This window comes from Pedobacter sp. UC225_61 (assembly GCF_044452285.1).
In the GTDB taxonomy this organism is placed as follows: Bacteria; Bacteroidota; Bacteroidia; order Sphingobacteriales; family Sphingobacteriaceae; genus Pedobacter.
In genome coordinates, this window is the sequence record NZ_JBIOAL010000001.1 from 1,024,389 (window position 1) to 1,040,982 (window position 16,594).

At 34.1% G+C, this 16,594-nt stretch carries 13 protein-coding genes and 1 pseudogene; 4 read left to right on the forward strand and 10 right to left on the reverse strand.

From position 1 onward, the window contains the following. Positions 1-73: 73 nt before the first annotated feature. The 5 genes and pseudogenes from mnmG to ACHMWN_RS04980 form a co-directional block, all read right to left on the reverse strand. Positions 74-1,937: pseudogene (mnmG, locus tag ACHMWN_RS04960) on the reverse strand (tRNA uridine-5-carboxymethylaminomethyl(34) synthesis enzyme MnmG). Between the two features lie 52 nt (positions 1,938-1,989). Continuing rightward, on the reverse strand, positions 1,990-2,250 hold the full coding sequence (locus ACHMWN_RS04965) for a hypothetical protein (RefSeq protein ID WP_397298215.1): 261 nt from the start codon (positions 2,248-2,250) through the stop codon (positions 1,990-1,992). Further along, positions 2,250-4,115 carry an ABC-F family ATP-binding cassette domain-containing protein gene (locus ACHMWN_RS04970; RefSeq protein ID WP_397298216.1) on the reverse strand — a complete coding sequence of 622 codons (1,866 nt, stop codon included), beginning with the start codon at positions 4,113-4,115 and terminating at the stop codon, positions 2,250-2,252. Before ACHMWN_RS04970 ends, ACHMWN_RS04965 begins: the two co-directional genes overlap by 1 nt. A gap of 360 nt (positions 4,116-4,475) precedes the next feature. Then, on the reverse strand, positions 4,476-5,138 hold the full coding sequence (locus tag ACHMWN_RS04975) for an MCP four helix bundle domain-containing protein (RefSeq protein ID WP_397298218.1): 663 nt from the start codon (positions 5,136-5,138) through the stop codon (positions 4,476-4,478). Between the two features lie 172 nt (positions 5,139-5,310). Further along, complete coding sequence (locus ACHMWN_RS04980; protein ID WP_397298220.1) at positions 5,311-5,937, reverse strand: GIN domain-containing protein; 627 nt, start codon at positions 5,935-5,937, stop codon at positions 5,311-5,313. Between the two features lie 379 nt (positions 5,938-6,316). Between ACHMWN_RS04980 and ACHMWN_RS04985 the strand changes: the two genes are divergently transcribed. From ACHMWN_RS04985 to ACHMWN_RS04995, 3 genes are all read left to right on the forward strand, one after another. Beyond that, positions 6,317-7,507 (forward strand): threonine aldolase family protein, encoded by a 1,191-nt coding sequence (locus tag ACHMWN_RS04985; protein ID WP_397298222.1) that lies wholly within the window; start codon positions 6,317-6,319, stop codon positions 7,505-7,507. A 167-nt stretch (positions 7,508-7,674) separates the two neighbouring features. Beyond that, positions 7,675-9,195, forward strand: a complete 1,521-nt coding sequence (locus ACHMWN_RS04990) for a DUF2271 domain-containing protein (protein ID WP_397298223.1) — start codon at positions 7,675-7,677, stop codon at positions 9,193-9,195. Beyond that, positions 9,176-9,835, forward strand: coding sequence for a PepSY-associated TM helix domain-containing protein (locus tag ACHMWN_RS04995; protein ID WP_397298224.1), 660 nt, complete (start codon positions 9,176-9,178; stop codon positions 9,833-9,835). The genes ACHMWN_RS04990 and ACHMWN_RS04995 overlap by 20 nt, the downstream gene beginning before the upstream one ends. Here the strand turns inward: ACHMWN_RS04995 and ybeY are convergent. The 3 genes from ybeY to ACHMWN_RS05010 are packed head-to-tail and all read right to left on the reverse strand — an operon-like array spanning position 9,832 to position 13,582. Next, a complete protein-coding gene (gene ybeY / locus ACHMWN_RS05000) occupies positions 9,832-10,110 on the reverse strand; it encodes an rRNA maturation RNase YbeY (RefSeq protein WP_397298225.1) in 279 nt (92 codons plus the stop codon). The two genes, ACHMWN_RS04995 and ybeY, sit on opposite strands and share 4 nt — an antisense overlap. Next, a complete protein-coding gene (locus ACHMWN_RS05005; protein WP_397303618.1) occupies positions 10,052-10,258 on the reverse strand; it encodes a hypothetical protein in 207 nt (68 codons plus the stop codon). The genes ybeY and ACHMWN_RS05005 overlap by 59 nt, the downstream gene beginning before the upstream one ends. Before the next feature lie 6 nt (positions 10,259-10,264). After that, on the reverse strand, positions 10,265-13,582 hold the full coding sequence (locus tag ACHMWN_RS05010) for a DUF4175 family protein (protein ID WP_397298226.1): 3,318 nt from the start codon (positions 13,580-13,582) through the stop codon (positions 10,265-10,267). A 151-nt stretch (positions 13,583-13,733) separates the two neighbouring features. Here ACHMWN_RS05010 and ACHMWN_RS05015 point away from each other — a divergent pair, with 151 nt between their 5' ends. Further along, positions 13,734-15,248, forward strand: coding sequence for a family 16 glycosylhydrolase (locus ACHMWN_RS05015; RefSeq protein ID WP_397298227.1), 1,515 nt, complete (start codon positions 13,734-13,736; stop codon positions 15,246-15,248). A gap of 61 nt (positions 15,249-15,309) precedes the next feature. Here ACHMWN_RS05015 and ACHMWN_RS05020 read toward each other — a convergent pair whose 3' ends face one another. Beyond that, the gene (locus tag ACHMWN_RS05020) at positions 15,310-15,501 is read right to left on the reverse strand and encodes a cold-shock protein (protein ID WP_090993574.1); all 192 of its coding nucleotides are present in this window, start codon (positions 15,499-15,501) and stop codon (positions 15,310-15,312) included. Positions 15,502-15,599: 98 nt separating this feature from the next. Next, a complete protein-coding gene (locus ACHMWN_RS05025) occupies positions 15,600-16,568 on the reverse strand; it encodes a hypothetical protein (RefSeq protein WP_397298228.1) in 969 nt (322 codons plus the stop codon). Positions 16,569-16,594 lie beyond the last annotated feature (26 nt).

The following is a 16,594-nucleotide window of genomic DNA, read 5'->3' on the forward strand; positions in this document are numbered from 1 at the left end:
AGACGCTTAAATCGCTTAAAATTAAGCCGCTTCTTTTTGTTTTTTAATTGTTTGATAATCAATTATTTGATTATTATTTTGTAATATGAACCATTAAAACTGATATATCCGAAGGAGAAACACCAGAAATTCTAGATGCCTGGCCTAAAGTTCTTGGTTTAATCTTCAATAATTTTTCTCGAGCCTCTTTTGATAAAGAAAGTAGTTTGCTATAATCAAATTCTGGATTGATAGATTTATCCTCCATCTTTTGCATTTTGTTTACAATCTCATTTTCCTTTTCAAAGTAACTCTCATACTTAATTTTAATCTCCGCTTGCTCTACCGTTTCTTGATCAAATGTATTTAAAAAAGAGTCAAAGGCTGGGCTTACTTTTCTAATATCGCTAATCCCAACTTGAGGCCTACTTAGTAAATTTACTAATTTAACATTTTGATTTAATGCAGAAGTTCCTAAACTTTCTAATAGCTCATTTGCTGCGCCCATCTCAATCCCTTGTTTTTTTGCAAAAGCTACTATCGCATCAGAGTTTTCTACTTTTTGATTTACAATCGCCAAACGTTCATCATTAATTAAGCCAAGTTTGTGTGCGATAGGAGAGAGCCTAATATCAGCGTTGTCTTGTCTCAATAATAAACGATGTTCCGCTCTAGATGTAAACATTCGGTAAGGCTCTTCAGTACCTTTAGTTACTAAGTCATCAATTAATACTCCTATATAAGATTCAGAACGTTTCATAATCAACTCATGTTGATCTTTAACCTTTTGATGTGCATTAATTCCGGCTATAAATCCCTGACTAGCAGCCTCTTCGTAGCCTGTTGTGCCATTTATTTGACCAGCAAAGAATAAATTACTGATTAATTTAGTTTCTAATGTTAAAGAAAGCTGTGTAGGTGGAAAATAATCGTATTCTATAGCATATCCTGGGCGAAACATTTTTGCGTTTTCAAATCCTGGAATTTGAGTTAAGGCTTTATATTGTACATCTTCTGGCAACGATGTTGAAAAACCATTCACATAGATCTCTACTGTATTCCAGCCCTCAGGTTCAACAAATATTTGGTGCCTTTCTCTTTCTGCAAAACGATTTATTTTATCTTCGATAGATGGGCAATATCTTGGGCCAAGGCCTTTGATTCTGCCCGTAAACATGGGTGATTTTTCAAAACCTTCTTTTAAGGTTTCGTGTACATTAGCATTGGTATATGTAATCCAGCAGCAACGTTGATCGGTTGGTCTTTCTACATTTGTATAAGAGAAGCGCCCAGGATTTTCGTCGCCCCATTGCTCTTCCATTAGACTATAATTTAATGAGCGACCATCAACTCGGGGAGGAGTTCCTGTTTTCATTCTCCCTGCTTCGAAACCTAATTGAGTTAATTGTTCAGTAATTCCGGTAGCAGCCTTTTCTCCAGTACGACCACCGCCAAATTTTTTCTCTCCAATATGTATTAAGCCATTTAAAAAAGTGCCGTTAGTTAATACTACTGCTTTGCCCATAATCTCTACACCAAGTGCAGTTTTAACACCAACAACAGTATTGTTTTTTATGATTAATTCACTAACCATTTCCTGCCAGAAATCTACATTTGGCGTTCTTTCTAAGGCTAAACGCCATTCTTCCGCAAAGCGTTTTCTGTCGTTTTTGCGCCCTCGGGCTCCACATGGCAGGGCCTTTAGATTTGTTTAACATGCGAAATTGCAAAGTGGTTTTATCAGCAATAATACCTGAATAACCACCCATCGCATCAATCTCTCTCACTATTTGTCCTTTGGCAACGCCACCCATAGCAGGGTTACAGCTCATCTGTGCTATAGTCTCCATGTTCATGGTAACCAGCAAAACAGAAGACCCAAGGTTTGCAGCTGCTGCAGCAGCTTCACAGCCTGCATGTCCAGCACCTACAACAATTACATCGTATTCTTTAAACATTGATTTTTATTTTTGTTTCACGTGAAACAACACTAAATCCATAAAAGATTAATCATGTTTCACGTGGAACTTTTCTTTTTTTTGTATATAATTTAATTAATCCATACAGCGCAACAATGCTCCATACGGCTTCTAAAATAACAAATGGCATAAAGGGAATTAACCAGGAAGCATAACCAGCAATGGCTGCTCCAAAGAAGTTTAACAACCCATAAGTTGCGCTTTCTGTCTTTATTACTTTTAAACTTTGCAAAAAGAAAGCGATTAACAATAAACTTACGCCAAACGTTGCAATAATATCTGATGTTTCCATTAATTTGTTTTCTCTGAAAGTTCTACCCAGCGCCCCATTATGCCTTCTAATTGTATGTTTAATTTTTCTATAGCTAATGAAATTTCTTGAATCTTTAGATAATCAGAAGCCTCTACAGCGTTCAATTTCATAGTTAATTCTTCAATTTCATTTTCTTTTTCAGCAACAGTTTCTTCAATCTCATCTAATTCTTTTTGCTCTTTAAAGCTTAGTTTTTTTATAGAAGTATTTTGAGAAGGTTCTTCAATTTTATTTTTTTTCTGTGCTGTAGTGTCTTTAGCAGTATCTAAACTAATACGGTATTCTGAATAGTTTCCATTGTAGATACTTACACCACCATCGCCTTCCATGATAAATAATTGCTCACTCATTTTATCCAATAGGTATCTATCGTGAGAAACTAACATTAAAACACCAGGAAAATTTTCTAAAAATTCTTCCAATACGTTTAAGGTATCAATATCCAAATCGTTCGTCGGCTCATCCAATATTAAGAAGTTTGGGTTTTGCATTAATACCTTCATCAAGTGTAAACGTTTCTTTTCGCCGCCACTTAACTTCTCTACCATGCCATGTTGCTTTTTAGGGGGGAAGAGAAATAAGGTTAATAATGCAGAAGCTGATATGGTTTGTCCATCTGCCATTTTAATATATTCAGCATCAGATTTTACAATATCAATCACACGTTCTTTTTCATTGAACGCTAAACCGCCTTGTTTATAATATCCATAAACCGTTGTATCGCCAACATCTACTTTACCATTTTCAGGTTTTAGATAGCCAGTTATAATGTTCAATAAGGTTGATTTACCTGTTCCGTTTTTACCCGCTAAGCCAATTCTGTCACCTCGTTTAAACGTATAAGAAAAATCATTAATTATTTTTTTATCATCAAACGATTGACCAATATGATCTAATTCAAGAATTTTATTGCCTTGACGAGACATTTTAACATTCAAAGTAACCTGTTGATTGTCAGAACGTTGCTTTGTTTTTTCTTCTAAATTATAAAAGGCATCTATTCTGCTTTGAGATTTTGTTGTACGAGCAGCTGGCATGCGCCTCATCCACTCCAATTCTTTTTTCAATAGGTTCTTATTCTTCTGAAAAGTGCTGTCATCAGCGGCTTCGCGTTCAGCTTTCTTTTCTAAGAAGTAAGCATAATTTCCATTGTAATTGTAAATTTTTCCTCTATCTAATTCAACAATTGTATTGCAAACATTATCTAAAAAGTACCTGTCGTGAGTTACTAAAAGAATGGTTTTGTTTCCAGAAGTTAATAGTTTTTCTAACCACTCAATGGTATCAATATCCAAATGGTTGGTTGGCTCATCTAGTACATAAATCTCAGGATCTTCGATTAACAATTTTGCTAAAGCCAAACGTTTTTTCTGTCCGCCAGACAGGGTATCTATTTTTTGTTGCAAATGGTTAATTCCCATTCTGCTTAAAATAGTTTTGATTTCGTGTTCGTATTCCCAAGCATTGTGTTCGCTTAATTCTTCATACAAGCGATTTAATGTTTTCTCATCAGGATTAGGGTCTTCAATCAATTCTTCGTATTCCTTTATTAACTGCTGTTGTTTATTCTCTAACGAAAAAATAAAATCACTAATAGAATATCCATCTGGAAAAGAAGGTTCTTGATCTAAAAAGCCAATTTTAACAGCTTTATTTTTTACTATTTTTCCCTCCAAAGGAGAAAAGCGTTCGGCTAATAATTTTAAAAGGGTGCTTTTCCCTGCGCCATTTATACCTACCAACGCTACGCGTTGACCAGGGTTTATGCCCAGTGTTAAATTTTTGAAAAGCCATTCATCATGGTATCCGTGGCCTAAGCCCTCAGCTGCAATTAGTGTACTCAAAGTATTTTTTAACGATTTATCTAATAAGAAATTACCGCAAAAGTAAGGATTAAAATTTTGGAATAAGATGAACGAAGTAATTGTAAAGACAGAATTTAGTAAAATCAGCCTCGATCGAGTAAAATGAGTCGTTACTACGTCAGATTTTTATTAAGTTTTCCTTAAGTCAAGATTAGGGTGAGTCCGCATCAAGTCCGCATCTAGTCCGCGTCTTTCCAGCAAAATGCGGACTTGACGCGGAGTTACTGTAGACTAAATTCGAAGCAAATACGAACTAGATTAAAGGTGAATCATTTTACGAAGACTTAAATATGGCAATGTAATGAAAAGTGTGTTTTAAATAGATTTAACAAAGAAAATCTAATTCAAGTTAAATTTATCCTGTTTTACCTTCATCACATTCGAAGCAAAAATGATAGAAACAATCAATACACCAATAACAATCGCTAATGCAAACTGAATTGCAGAGTAGATTTTGCTTCCAGTAAATAAGCTTTGAGATTCTTTAATTAATTCTTTACCTACTTCAATTTGGGTTTTGGTTAATAGGGAAAGGTTTTGTAAAATACTCTTGTAAGAAATATTCAATTGTTCTAATGCAACCTCATCACCTTTTGATGCAGAAACTAACTGTTTTTCAAGCTGCTGATGAGCTTTTAGCTTTTCTTTTAAATGCTGCAAATGATCTTTTTCATTAGTTACCAAAAAAGTTTGTTCATATTTTTTTAATACGGAATCGATTTTAAAATCTTGGGCGTCGAGCAGCTTTGTAGTTTGCTGACCTTCTAAAATAACCGAGCGTTGCTGTTTTTCTAGTATATCCTTTTTATCAAAAAGCAATTCAGAAATATGAAATAAATCTGTTGCAGGAACCAATCTATCGTTATACATAGAAACAAAAGCATTATTCATGCTCTTTATGCTTTTATCTTCCAAAAATCGGATTAAAATAGTGCAAATCATGATGCAAAAAAGTAACAATGCGATCTTAGATTTTTGTTGAATGGAGAAGGCAATTTTCATAAGCTCAGAATTCGTTTTAGGGCAAAATAACTAAAGAATACAATTCTGCCAATTCAAATACATAAAGTGACTTATCTATGCCAAACTTAAACGCACAAAAAATGCGGACATCCATCCGCATTTTTTCTAACTAAACTAAAAACTAAACTAAATTTATGATGGATTATGAATTTTATAGGGTAACTAAATCATCTGCTGTAGGCAATTCTGCTTTTGCTACTTTAGCAATTGAAACATTTTTTGATTGGATATTAGTAGTTTCTGCAACAAATTGTCCCATGTTTACTTTTGCAACGCTTCCAACAACTGCATTGTAATCTGTAGTAGATCCTGATAACGTTAAGTTCGCTTGATCTGCAATGTTTGTAGATAAACTTATTGTGTTGGTGTTTAATGTAGCTTTTGCTTCGTCTTTTAAATTCACATCTAAACTTAATGTGCTAAACTTTCCAAAAGTTTTTACCGTTGCATTGTTAGATGCAGAGATAGAAGTTAAGCTGTTTACATAAACCACAACTGTTAATGTTTCTTTGTTAAAAGAACTGATGCGTAATTCGCCATCTTTTTGTTGAACCAATGCATTTTTAGAGAAGTAGTTGTCATAAACTTTAACACTCTCGTCTGCACTTTGAACCAAAATCAATTCAACGTTTCCAGATACATTGATTTTGTTTACTTTTTTAACTTCAGATAATACAGTTACTTGTGTGTTATCTTCTGCTTTTACATTTATTGTTGCTGTTGTTAATACTAATCCTGTTGCTACTAATGCGATTAATGATTTGATAGAAGTTTTCATATTTTTATTTTTTAAAATCTTGTTTTATAAATTGTTTTCTTTTTTGTCTCCGCCCTCTTTCAGGCTGGTTTCGTATATAAGACGACGCTAAGGGCAAAAGGTTGCAGCGTAAATGGCTGTATTATACCTACATCGCGTAACTCTCGACGAACGCCTGTAATATTTCGACCAACAGTCACTATAAAAATGGGTAGAAAAGCATGTTCAGCAGAAAATACTGCGTAAGTCCACTTTCCTTCTTGCCTCATGCTCTTCCCGATAACTATCGTAGAGTGGTTTAAGGGAAAATAATGTTTTACAGCAAAAACAGCTTCCTGTTTTGATTTGAGAAAAGAAAAAGCCAATTTTATTAAATCTGTAACAACCTAAAAACCTCAGTATGTCAGCTTATAAACGTCGCGATTTCTTAAAGCTCTCTTCATTATCTGCCCTGCCACTTATTGCATCGGCTGTGCCATTTAATACATTTGCTTCAGAAAAAATTCAACCGTTATCAAAAGATAGTGAAGCAGTCTATTTCATTAACGACGGTATTTTTTATCGACCAGAAGATTTTATCAATAAGTTACAAGAAATAAATACTACCGCTCCCATAGAAAGAGATAGTTATGGAGAAGGAGGTGCTATAGAAAAGCTGTTAAAGAAATTTATAGAAATAACCGGAAAGGAAGCCGCCGTTTATATGCCAACAGGCACATTAGCAAATCAGTTGGCAATTAGTGTTTTGTGCGGGGATAATACAAAAGCATTTGTTCAGGAAACGAGCCATGTTTACAGAGACGAAGCAGATGCATCTCAAACATTATTTAATAAACGTTTAATTCCATTAGCAGAAGGCAAAGCACATTTTACTGTAGAGCAGTTGAAAAAATCTGTAAACTACCATAAGGAAGGAGAAGTATTTGTTGCTGGAGTTGGCACAATTTCAATAGAAACGCCAGTAAGAAGGTGTGATAATCAAGCGTTTCCCTTAGATGAAATTAAAAAGATTTCCGCCTATTGTAAAGAACAAGGCTTTAAAATGCACTTAGATGGCGCAAGATTACATATGGCTACAGCGTTTACTAATACAACAGTTAAAGAATATGCGTCGTATTTTGATACGGTTTATATGTGTTTGTACAAATATTTAGGCGCAACAGGTGGTGCTGTTTTATGTGGGGACAAAGCGGTAATAGATCAAATGCCTCATCTCATTAAAATTCATGGTGGTGGGATATTTAATAATTGGCCAAGTGCTGCGGTTGCTTTGCATCATTTAAACGCTATTGATGAAACGATGGAAAAGATTAAAATAAAGTCCAAAGAACTTTTTGATCAATTCAATCAACTTAAAGGCATAAAAGTTAGTCCGATAGAAAATGGAACAAATCAATTTAATGTTTTACTAGATAAAGGAATTGATCCTGTGAAGCTGAATACAAGGTTAAGGGGAGAGCATACTATTGTTTTTGGATTACCACAAAAAGATGGTTTTGTGAAGATTAAGGTAAATGCAACGCTGTTGAGAAGAGATAACAAATTAATCTTGGACTCTTTTAAAGAAGCAATCGCATTTGCAAAGGCTTAATGAATATACAGGCTGAATATTCTTCTTAAAACAGAATTTTAAATTCTTTTGCCAGTGTACTAGAAAATGTTTTTAAACCTTTCGGTAAAAAAATCAGTCAGAAATGGGATAAATTCAAATGCAAACTTTACATTTGCACACTATTTAGAATTAAACTTAATAACGATATGAAATTATTTGCCTCATTGCTAACGGCATTTGTACTAATTGGTGCACAACCAGCTACCGAAGCGCCTAAAAAAAGTAGCCAAAGATTATACGTTTCAAATTATGAAAACGTATTGGGAACTTCATTAGAATTTAAATTTACTAGCGTTTCTGAAGCAGAGGCAGAAAAAGCGGAAGTTGCAGCATTAGCTGAAATAAATAGATTATCCTCAATATTTAGCGCTTACGACGGAAAGAGTGAATTTAGCCAATGGATGAAAACGGATTTGAATAAACCGGTTAAAGTTTCTAAAGAGTTATTTGAAATGTTGAATCTATTCGAGCAATGGAAAACGCGTACAAATGGCGCATTAGATGCTTCATCTGCTGTTGCTGTACAGTTGTGGAAAGACGCAGCGAAAAAACAAGTTATTCCATCAAAAGAAGAAATAAATGCTGCAGTAACAGCAATGAAATCTGCCCACTATCAATTAGATGGTACAAATTTAACCGCTACTCGTTTAAATAATACACCATTGGTGATGAATACCTTTGCAAAAAGCTATATTATCAATTTAGCTTGCGATGCTGCATTAGCGTCATCAAAAATCAACGCTGTTGTTGTAAATATTGGTGGAGATTTAGTGATTAAAGGAGATGTTGCAGACGCAGTAAATGTTACAAACCCTTTAGCAAATGCCGAAAATGATGCACCATTAGCTCATTTATTGGTGAGTAATAAAGCGGTTGCAACAAGCGGAAATTACCGTAGAGGAGAACAAATAGGAAAACATTGGTATTCGCATATTGTAGATCCACGCACAGGAAAACCTGTAGAAGGAGTAATTAGTGCAACTATTGTAGCTCCAAATGCTACGGATGCAGGCGCATTAGCAACAGCGTTTAATGTTTTATCGTTAGAAGAAAGCAAAGCATTAGCTGCTACAGTAAAAGATGCAGAATATTTAATCATTACTAAAGACGGAAAAAGAATAGAAAGTAAAGGTTGGAATGCATTAGTTGATCCAAAAGTGAAAGAGGCTAAAACAGAAACCGCAAAACCAGTTTTAGCAAATGCACAAAAACCATGGGATGCTAAATTTGAATTGGCAATAACTTTCGAAATGAATGTAATTGCTGGAAATAATCACCGTCCGTTTGCTGCAATTTGGGTAGAAAACGAAAACAAAGAATCGGTACGTAATTTGGCGTTATGGTACAACAAGACGAAATGGGTTCCAGACCTTAAAAATTGGTACCGCATTAATGGAGATAGTTTTAAAGCAGATAAAGCGAATTATGCTTCTGTAACAGGCGCAACTCGTTCACCAGGAAAATACACCATAAAATGGGATGGAAAAGACGATAAAGGAAACTTTGTTGCCCAAGGAAAATACACCATCATGATCGAAACCTCAAAAGAACACGGTACAGATGAAATTATCCGTCAGCCAATGGAACTAAGAAAATCTGCTAGAAAAGCAACTTCAGCGGGCAATGTTGAAATATCAAACGTAACTTTTGACTTCTATAAAAAATAATCCAGCACCACTTCCTTCGAAGAAGAAAGTAGCTACAAAAGCAAGTAATCCGAAAAAGGAAGTTGCCAAACTATCGCGTTGGCTACATATTTATCTTTCAATGGTGAGTTTTGCCATTGTACTTTTCTTTTCGGTAACGGGTTTAACACTAAATCACCCTACGTGGCTTGGTGGAGATAAACAAGTAAACGTCAAAAATAAAGGTGTTTTAAATGTTAAATGGGTAAACAATCCGGATACCAACAAAATTGCTAAACTAGAAATTGTAGAGTTTTTACGCAAAACCTATAATGTTAAAGGTTATGTAAGTGAGTTCAGGATTGATGATACCGAATTAAGTGTTTCTTTAAAAGGGCCAGCTTATTCTGCCGATGCATTTATTGATCGGGAAACAGGAAAATACGAACTTTCTGAAATTAAGATGGGTATTGTAGCCGTAATGAACGATTTACACAAAGGAAGAGATTCTGGATCGGGCTGGGGGTGGATTATTGATATTTCTGCTGTGTTTTTAATTTTGGTTTCACTTAGTGGATTAATCCTATTGTGTTTTATTAAAAAGAGACGCGTTGCCGGATTTATTACAGGAATTATTGGGCTGATTATCTGTTACTTAATTTATGTGATTTTCGTCCCTTAAAAATCTCTTTTCACTAAATAGAAATCTTCTTTTTCAGTCATTAAGGTTTTTGCTGCTTTTGTTTTGTCTTTGTAACCTAACAAATGCAATGTTCCATGAATCATTACTCGGCATAATTCGTCTAACGTAGTTGATTTAAAATTAACAGCATTTTCCTTAATCCTATCAAGGCTGATAAAAATATCGCCCACAATCATTTTAAGCTCTTCTGAGTTGTCAAAAGTAATCACGTCGGTATAATCGTCGTGTTGAAGGTAATCTTGGTTTATACGCAATAAATAGTCGTCGGAGCATAAAAATGAAATTCAGTTCAGCTAATTGATATCCTTCAGCTAAGATTGTTGCTTCAATCCAGTTTCTAATACTGGTTTTATGCTTTAATGTGTATTGAATATCTTCTGTGAAAAAAGTAATTTTTGCCATGACGAATTAACGGTTTGGCGAATTTAGCAATTTAAAATATTCAGCTATTTTATTTTTGTAGTAATAATTCAAGTTAGGTGACAGTTTTTGGATCACTTCACTTTCACTTTGCTGTTGTTTTTTAAATTTATCCAGCATTTGCTGATAAGATGGAGGAAATTCTTTTGCAGCATTACTCTCTCTTTTCGAATCTTGATCTTGTTCGCGTTGTGCTTTATCAGCGTCTAATAATTTTGTCATTAAGTTTTTCTGACGATTCATCGTTTCTTCAGAAATTTTCTTGTTCACTAAATCTAATTCCGTCTGCTTCATTTCTTGCGTCATTTGGTTTAAATTACCGAATGAGCCTTTTCCGTCTTTATTATCTTCTTTGTTTATTTTTTGCAAAGCTTCTCTAATCATTTGCTGTTGTTGTGCCATTTTCGCAAATTCTTGGCTCATTTGCCCTTTGGGTACAGTGCCTTTATTGCCTTCGCGTTGCATTTTATCTCTGGCATTTTGCATGTTTTTATTCAATTGATCTTGCATTTGCTGCAATTGTTGCATGCTTTGTTTTTTGCCTTTGCCTTTACCAGATTTTGCATTTTTCATCGCATTTTGCAATTGGTCTAGCGCCTCATTTAACATTAATGCTAAATTATTCAGAGACGTCATGGTAAACTGTTGCGAACGATTTGCCTCTGCTGTTCGTCTATCGCCTAAAAGATCTATAGATTTCCCAATGTTGAAATTAATTTTATCAACTTCTGTATTTACCACACTCTCAATTTGTGGCACTCGTTTGCTTAAAGAAAATAAACTATCCGCAATAGTTTTCATGTTGTCTTTAATGGTATTTTGTTGCTGCACATTGGCAACATAAGAAGGGTCATTGCTATTCATTCTCTTCAGCGCAAGCATTACTTTTTCTTGTGCAAAAGAGGTGCTTAATAAATTCTCCAATAAGCGACGTAATTCTTCAGCGTTTGTTTTAGCTTCTTGTTCTTCTCCTTCTTGCTGACTTTCTTTCATTTTTTGAGCCAACTCTTCCATTTGCTCGCCTGCTTTTTGTTGTTTTTCGGCAGCTTTTTGTTTATCGTTTTTAGTTAGCTGTTCTTTGCTGTCTTGCTGATTTTTCTCAATTTGTTCCGTTTCCTTTTCTGGATTTTTAAAAGGGTTTGGTCTTTCTAGCTCTTCATTTTTATCTTCTAGTTTTGCTAATTCTTTCTGTAAATCTTTAAAATCTTTATTTAATTGATCTTGTTTATTCTTTAGATCTAATACAGGTGCATTTTTATCCTTGCTTTGTTGGCTTAACTCTTTTTGTTGTTTCGCCATTTCTTCCAAACGATCTATTTTATTTTGCAGATTTTGCTCAAACTCTAATTGCTTATATAACTCTAAGATCCGATCTAATTCATTTTTCAACGATTTATTGTCGAGTTGCATTTTAGAAAGCTGATCACGTGTTAAATCTTTATTGTTCATTTCCATTAATTGCTGCAGCTTTTGCAATAATTCTTTGGTTTTTTCATCGAGTACATTATTAAAAAGTTCGTCAATTTGTTTTTGCTTTTCTTTTAATTCCTCATTAATCGCATTGTTTTCTGTCTTTTCAAACGTGTTTTTCTCATTCTGCTTTTTAATGTCCTTAACCGCTTCTTCTAATTGTTTTTGTTTGTCTAACAATTGCTCAATTTGTTTTTTATCTTCAAAACTAAGCTGTTTTTTATCTAGTAAATTCTGACTTAACTTTTTACTTTCTTTTTCTATAGAACTCGCTAATTTAATAGTCGATTCCATCTTTTGTTTGAGCGATTCACTAGCAGCGGCTAGTTTCTCTGCTACTTGCTGCAGTGTAGGAACTTGATAGGTTTTTATTTCAGACTTTGAACTCTTTGCGCCATTTACACCATCGTTATCGGCCACTTCAAAATAATATTCTAGAACTTGGCCAGGTTTTAGGCTGATTGTATTCAAATTCCATAAATAGAAAAAAGTATTTTCTACTTGATTATTTTTGATAGGAATGGATTTGCTTTGTAAGCTTATCACTTTCCCATTCTCCATCATTTTATAAATGAACTTTAAGGAAGAAAAACCATAATCATCTGCAATGTTTCCTGAAAAATAAAGTGCTTTACTGCTTACAGAATCTGGTGTTTCTATAACCGAAATACTTGGAAATTGATCGGTAATAACGTTTAGTTGGTGGCTTAAAGAATCAGAACTGCTTACAAAAGTATTTTTAGGAATAACCTTATAAGTGCTATTTTTTCGCACAGTTGTGGTGAAAGTCGCCGTGTTGTTATTCACCTTTAAATCATGAGATTGATTTTGAAGGATAAATGCCAATTCTTCACTATTTTCTGTATGTAAATCCCAAATTATTTTCGTGCCTTCTGGAATTAATAAATCGCCAACATTGTTTAACTCTTCATTTTTTCTTTGCAGATAAGCTGGATAAATCAACTTTGCACTCATATTTAACAGCGAAGGACGAGGCTTTACATCAATAGTAAAAGCTGCGGAATTAAAGCCGCCACCCAAAAAGCGTAATGATTTGTTTTTTTGAATGTTTTTGAATGTATAATTGAAATGATCGATGTTTTCTTTGGCCAATTTATACATGTTTGACCCATCTTCAATGTAAATATCTTGGGGGAATTCATTTCCAGTCAATTGCAGCTTAACTGTAAAATCATCACCTTGCGTAACACTTAAATTCTTGTTTAAAATCACAAAGTCGAATGGGGCTTTTGGTAAAATTTCTTCATCGTAACGGATGAAACTAGTTGTCCCTTCTTTCAGTATTGCAGGAGCAATTATTCCAATAAAAAGAATAAGTGTTAATGGGATTAAAATATACTTAATGTGTTTTCTGTTATCATTAAGGTTAATAGCGCTTGCAAACGGAATTGGTTTTAAAGCACTAATTTTTTGGTCTATTCCAGCTAAAATTAATTGGCTGTTTTGAGGAGAATCATCAGCCAAAGCTTTAAGTTGTAATGTGTTCAATAATCGATCTTTTACATTAAAAAAGTGATTACCAATTAATCCGGCAGCCTGTTCTATAGTTAATGTTTTACTTAGCTTAAAATAAGAGAGTGCGGGTTTAATAATCCAAAAAACAATGGCAATTAATGCAATACATAAGAATGAAAAGAACAAGGTTGTTTTTGTTCCAGTTCCTGGATGAGTGTAATACACTAACACAAAAAGGCAAAGATACAGGCCTAAAATACTAGCTGCGGCATAAATGCTTCCACGCAAAAGCTTATTTAAATAAAACTTTCGAGTAAACTCATTAATCTTAGCTAATAAAAGATCGTAGTTATTGGCCATGTTTTGTTAACGGAACTAGACGTAAAAATAGTGTATGTAACTTGTCGATGAATATTATATTTCATCTTTGTTATTTATATCGTATAAGGTAACAAAAAATCAATATAAATTTTGTTTCAAAATCTTACTTTTAACACATTAAAACAAACACATGAAACAATTATCAATTGCTGGCTTCCTCATATTAATGATTTCTACAAGCGGAATTGCTCAAAAAAAGATTACTTCTTGGAATAAAAACCAAGTTATTGCTCACCGCGGGGCATGGAAAAAAAATAACCTTCCTGAAAATTCAATCGCTTCGCTAAGACAAGCATTTAAGATAAACTGTTTTGGATCTGAGTTTGATGTTCATATGACTTTAGATAGTGTACTTGTAGTAAATCATGATCCAACTTTTATAGGCATGCCGATTTCTAAATCTACTTATAAACAGTTATTGACAAAAAAACTTTCCAACGGAGAATCTATCCCAACTTTAGAAAGCTATTTAAAAGAGGGAATGAAACAGAAAAAAACCAAGCTTATTTTAGAGTTAAAACCTCAAAATATGGGTAAGGAAAGAGATGAGTTTTTAGCTGAAAGTGCACTACAAATGATTAGAAAACTAAAGGCTGAGGCATGGGTAGATTACATAAGTTTTAGCTATGACATTTGTGCCTATGTTATTGCACATATGCCAAATGCTAAGGTTGCTTACCTTGCGGGAGATGTAGATCCTGAAAAACTTAAAGCGGATGGTTTTGTGGGTTCTGACTATCATTATTCTGTTTTTCAAAAGAATAATTGGATTGCGCCATCTAAAAAGCTCGGCTTAACCGTTAACGCTTGGACAGTAAATACTGAACCAGAAATGGAATGGTTGTTGGCAAATGAGGTTGAATATATCACTACAAATGAACCTGAATTACTATTTGAAACCATAAAAAAGTCTCCTATTGCTAGCGGATGGAAATTAAAATGGTCAGATGAGTTTAATGCTAAAGGTTTACCAAATTCTAATAATTGGACGTATGATGTTGGTGGGTCGGGTTGGGGAAATAATGAAAAGCAATTTTATACCAATGCAGATACACTAAATGCAAGCGTAGATAAAGGGGTTTTGAATATTACTGCTCGCAAAGCGGATAAGGAAAACAAGAATTACACCTCAGCAAGATTAGCTACCCGCAAAAAATTTGATTGGAAATACGGACGTGTAGAGGTAAGAGCCATGTTACCAAAGGGAAGGGGTTTGTGGCCCGCAATTTGGATGTTGCCAACAGATTGGAAATATGGATCTTGGCCAAAAAGTGGAGAAATAGATATCATGGAACATGTTGGATATGATCCAGATACAGTTCATGGAACAGTACATACAGAAGCATTTAATCATGTTAAAGGTACACAAGTTGGAAAAGCACTAAAAATTACAAATCCTTATACCGAATACCATGTATATGCAATAGAATGGTTTGAAGATCATATAGATTTCTTTATTGATGGAAAAACCTATTTAACCTTTAAGAATAGCCATAAAAGCGTTTCTGAATGGCCTTTTGATCAACCGTTTCACTTATTGTTAAATGTTGCAGTAGGCGGAAATTGGGGAGGTGCAAAAGGAATTGATGAATCTGTTTTTCCGGCCACGATGAAAGTAGATTACGTACGCGTTTTCCAAAAGTAAAAAGCCTTAAAATAAAAAAGCCCCGATTGTTAAATCGGGGCTTGGTAAAATATGATAATAATTAGATTACTTTCACATTAACGGCGTTTAAACCTTTTTTACCGCTTTCAACATCATATTCAACTTTATCGTTTTCACGAATTTCGTCGATAAGACCTGTTGAGTGTACAAAGATTTCGCTATCGCCGTTTGCAGGGATAATAAATCCAAAACCTTTTGTTACATTAAAAAATTTTACTGTTCCTTCTTGCATTGTATTGTATATTAATAATTAAGTGCGCAAGGTACATAATTTAATTTTAATAAATGCAAATACCTCATTTTTTGATAAATATACTATAAAGTGGAGGTTTATTTAGATCGTTTTCCAGTTACAGTTAATGTTATTTCACTAGAATGTGGAATGCCTAAAGTTTTACCGGGAGTAATTTTTAATAAGTTCTGCAAATAAACATCTATAATTCCTTGTACCAATTTTTTGCGGGCTTCAAGGTATTCTGGTAAAACGATACTTCCTAATCGATTCAAATGCATTTTCCCGTTTGCATCAACCACGACAGAAAAATTGTATGCAAACTCTTTGTAAGATCTTAGAATTTCAATCTCATATTCCGGATAGAGATAATCATACGATCTTGGGCGATGATTAAGTTCATCTACCGTGCTTATTTTCTTTGCAGTTATAAATTTACTTTTTGGTTCGAAAACTACCGGTTGCCTTGCTGCAAATGCAGTATCTGGATTTTTAGGATTTCGATATGTCCGTTCTGATAAACGCTTAATGAAAAGAGTATCTGCTTTTGAAGGCCTTTGGAGTTCCTTAATAGTTGTATGTAATTTATTTTCGATGTAATCTTTTGTATAGTAAGTACAGTAAACATCCGAGCGTTCGTCATCATCGCCCATTATTTGTTTGCCATTCACTTGTAGTCGTTGCAAAATTAAACTGTCTTTGCTAATTACCTTTGCTCTAAAAAACTCCCTAGCGAAGTTATAGACCTTTTCATGGTCATGCTGAAGATAAAAACCCTGCATACGAGCTATTTCTGGACTATAGGCCAACATAGTATCAGGAGCTTTGAACTCTATTGTCCAAGTGGGTTCTTGTTGGAATCCGACTTCGTTAAAAGATAATCCATTTTTAAATCGTCTTTTCACTTCATAAAAACGGATGCCGTTCACATCTTTAAAACTTAAGTTGTTTTCTGGCATTTCTGAGGGATCACTGATTTTTTTCTGCTTTTTTGATTCTGATTGACAAGCAGATAAAAACAAAATAGATAGAACAACGGAAGAAACGGCAATAGTTTTAAACTTCATCTTAAATCGGGCACAAAAGGATTAAC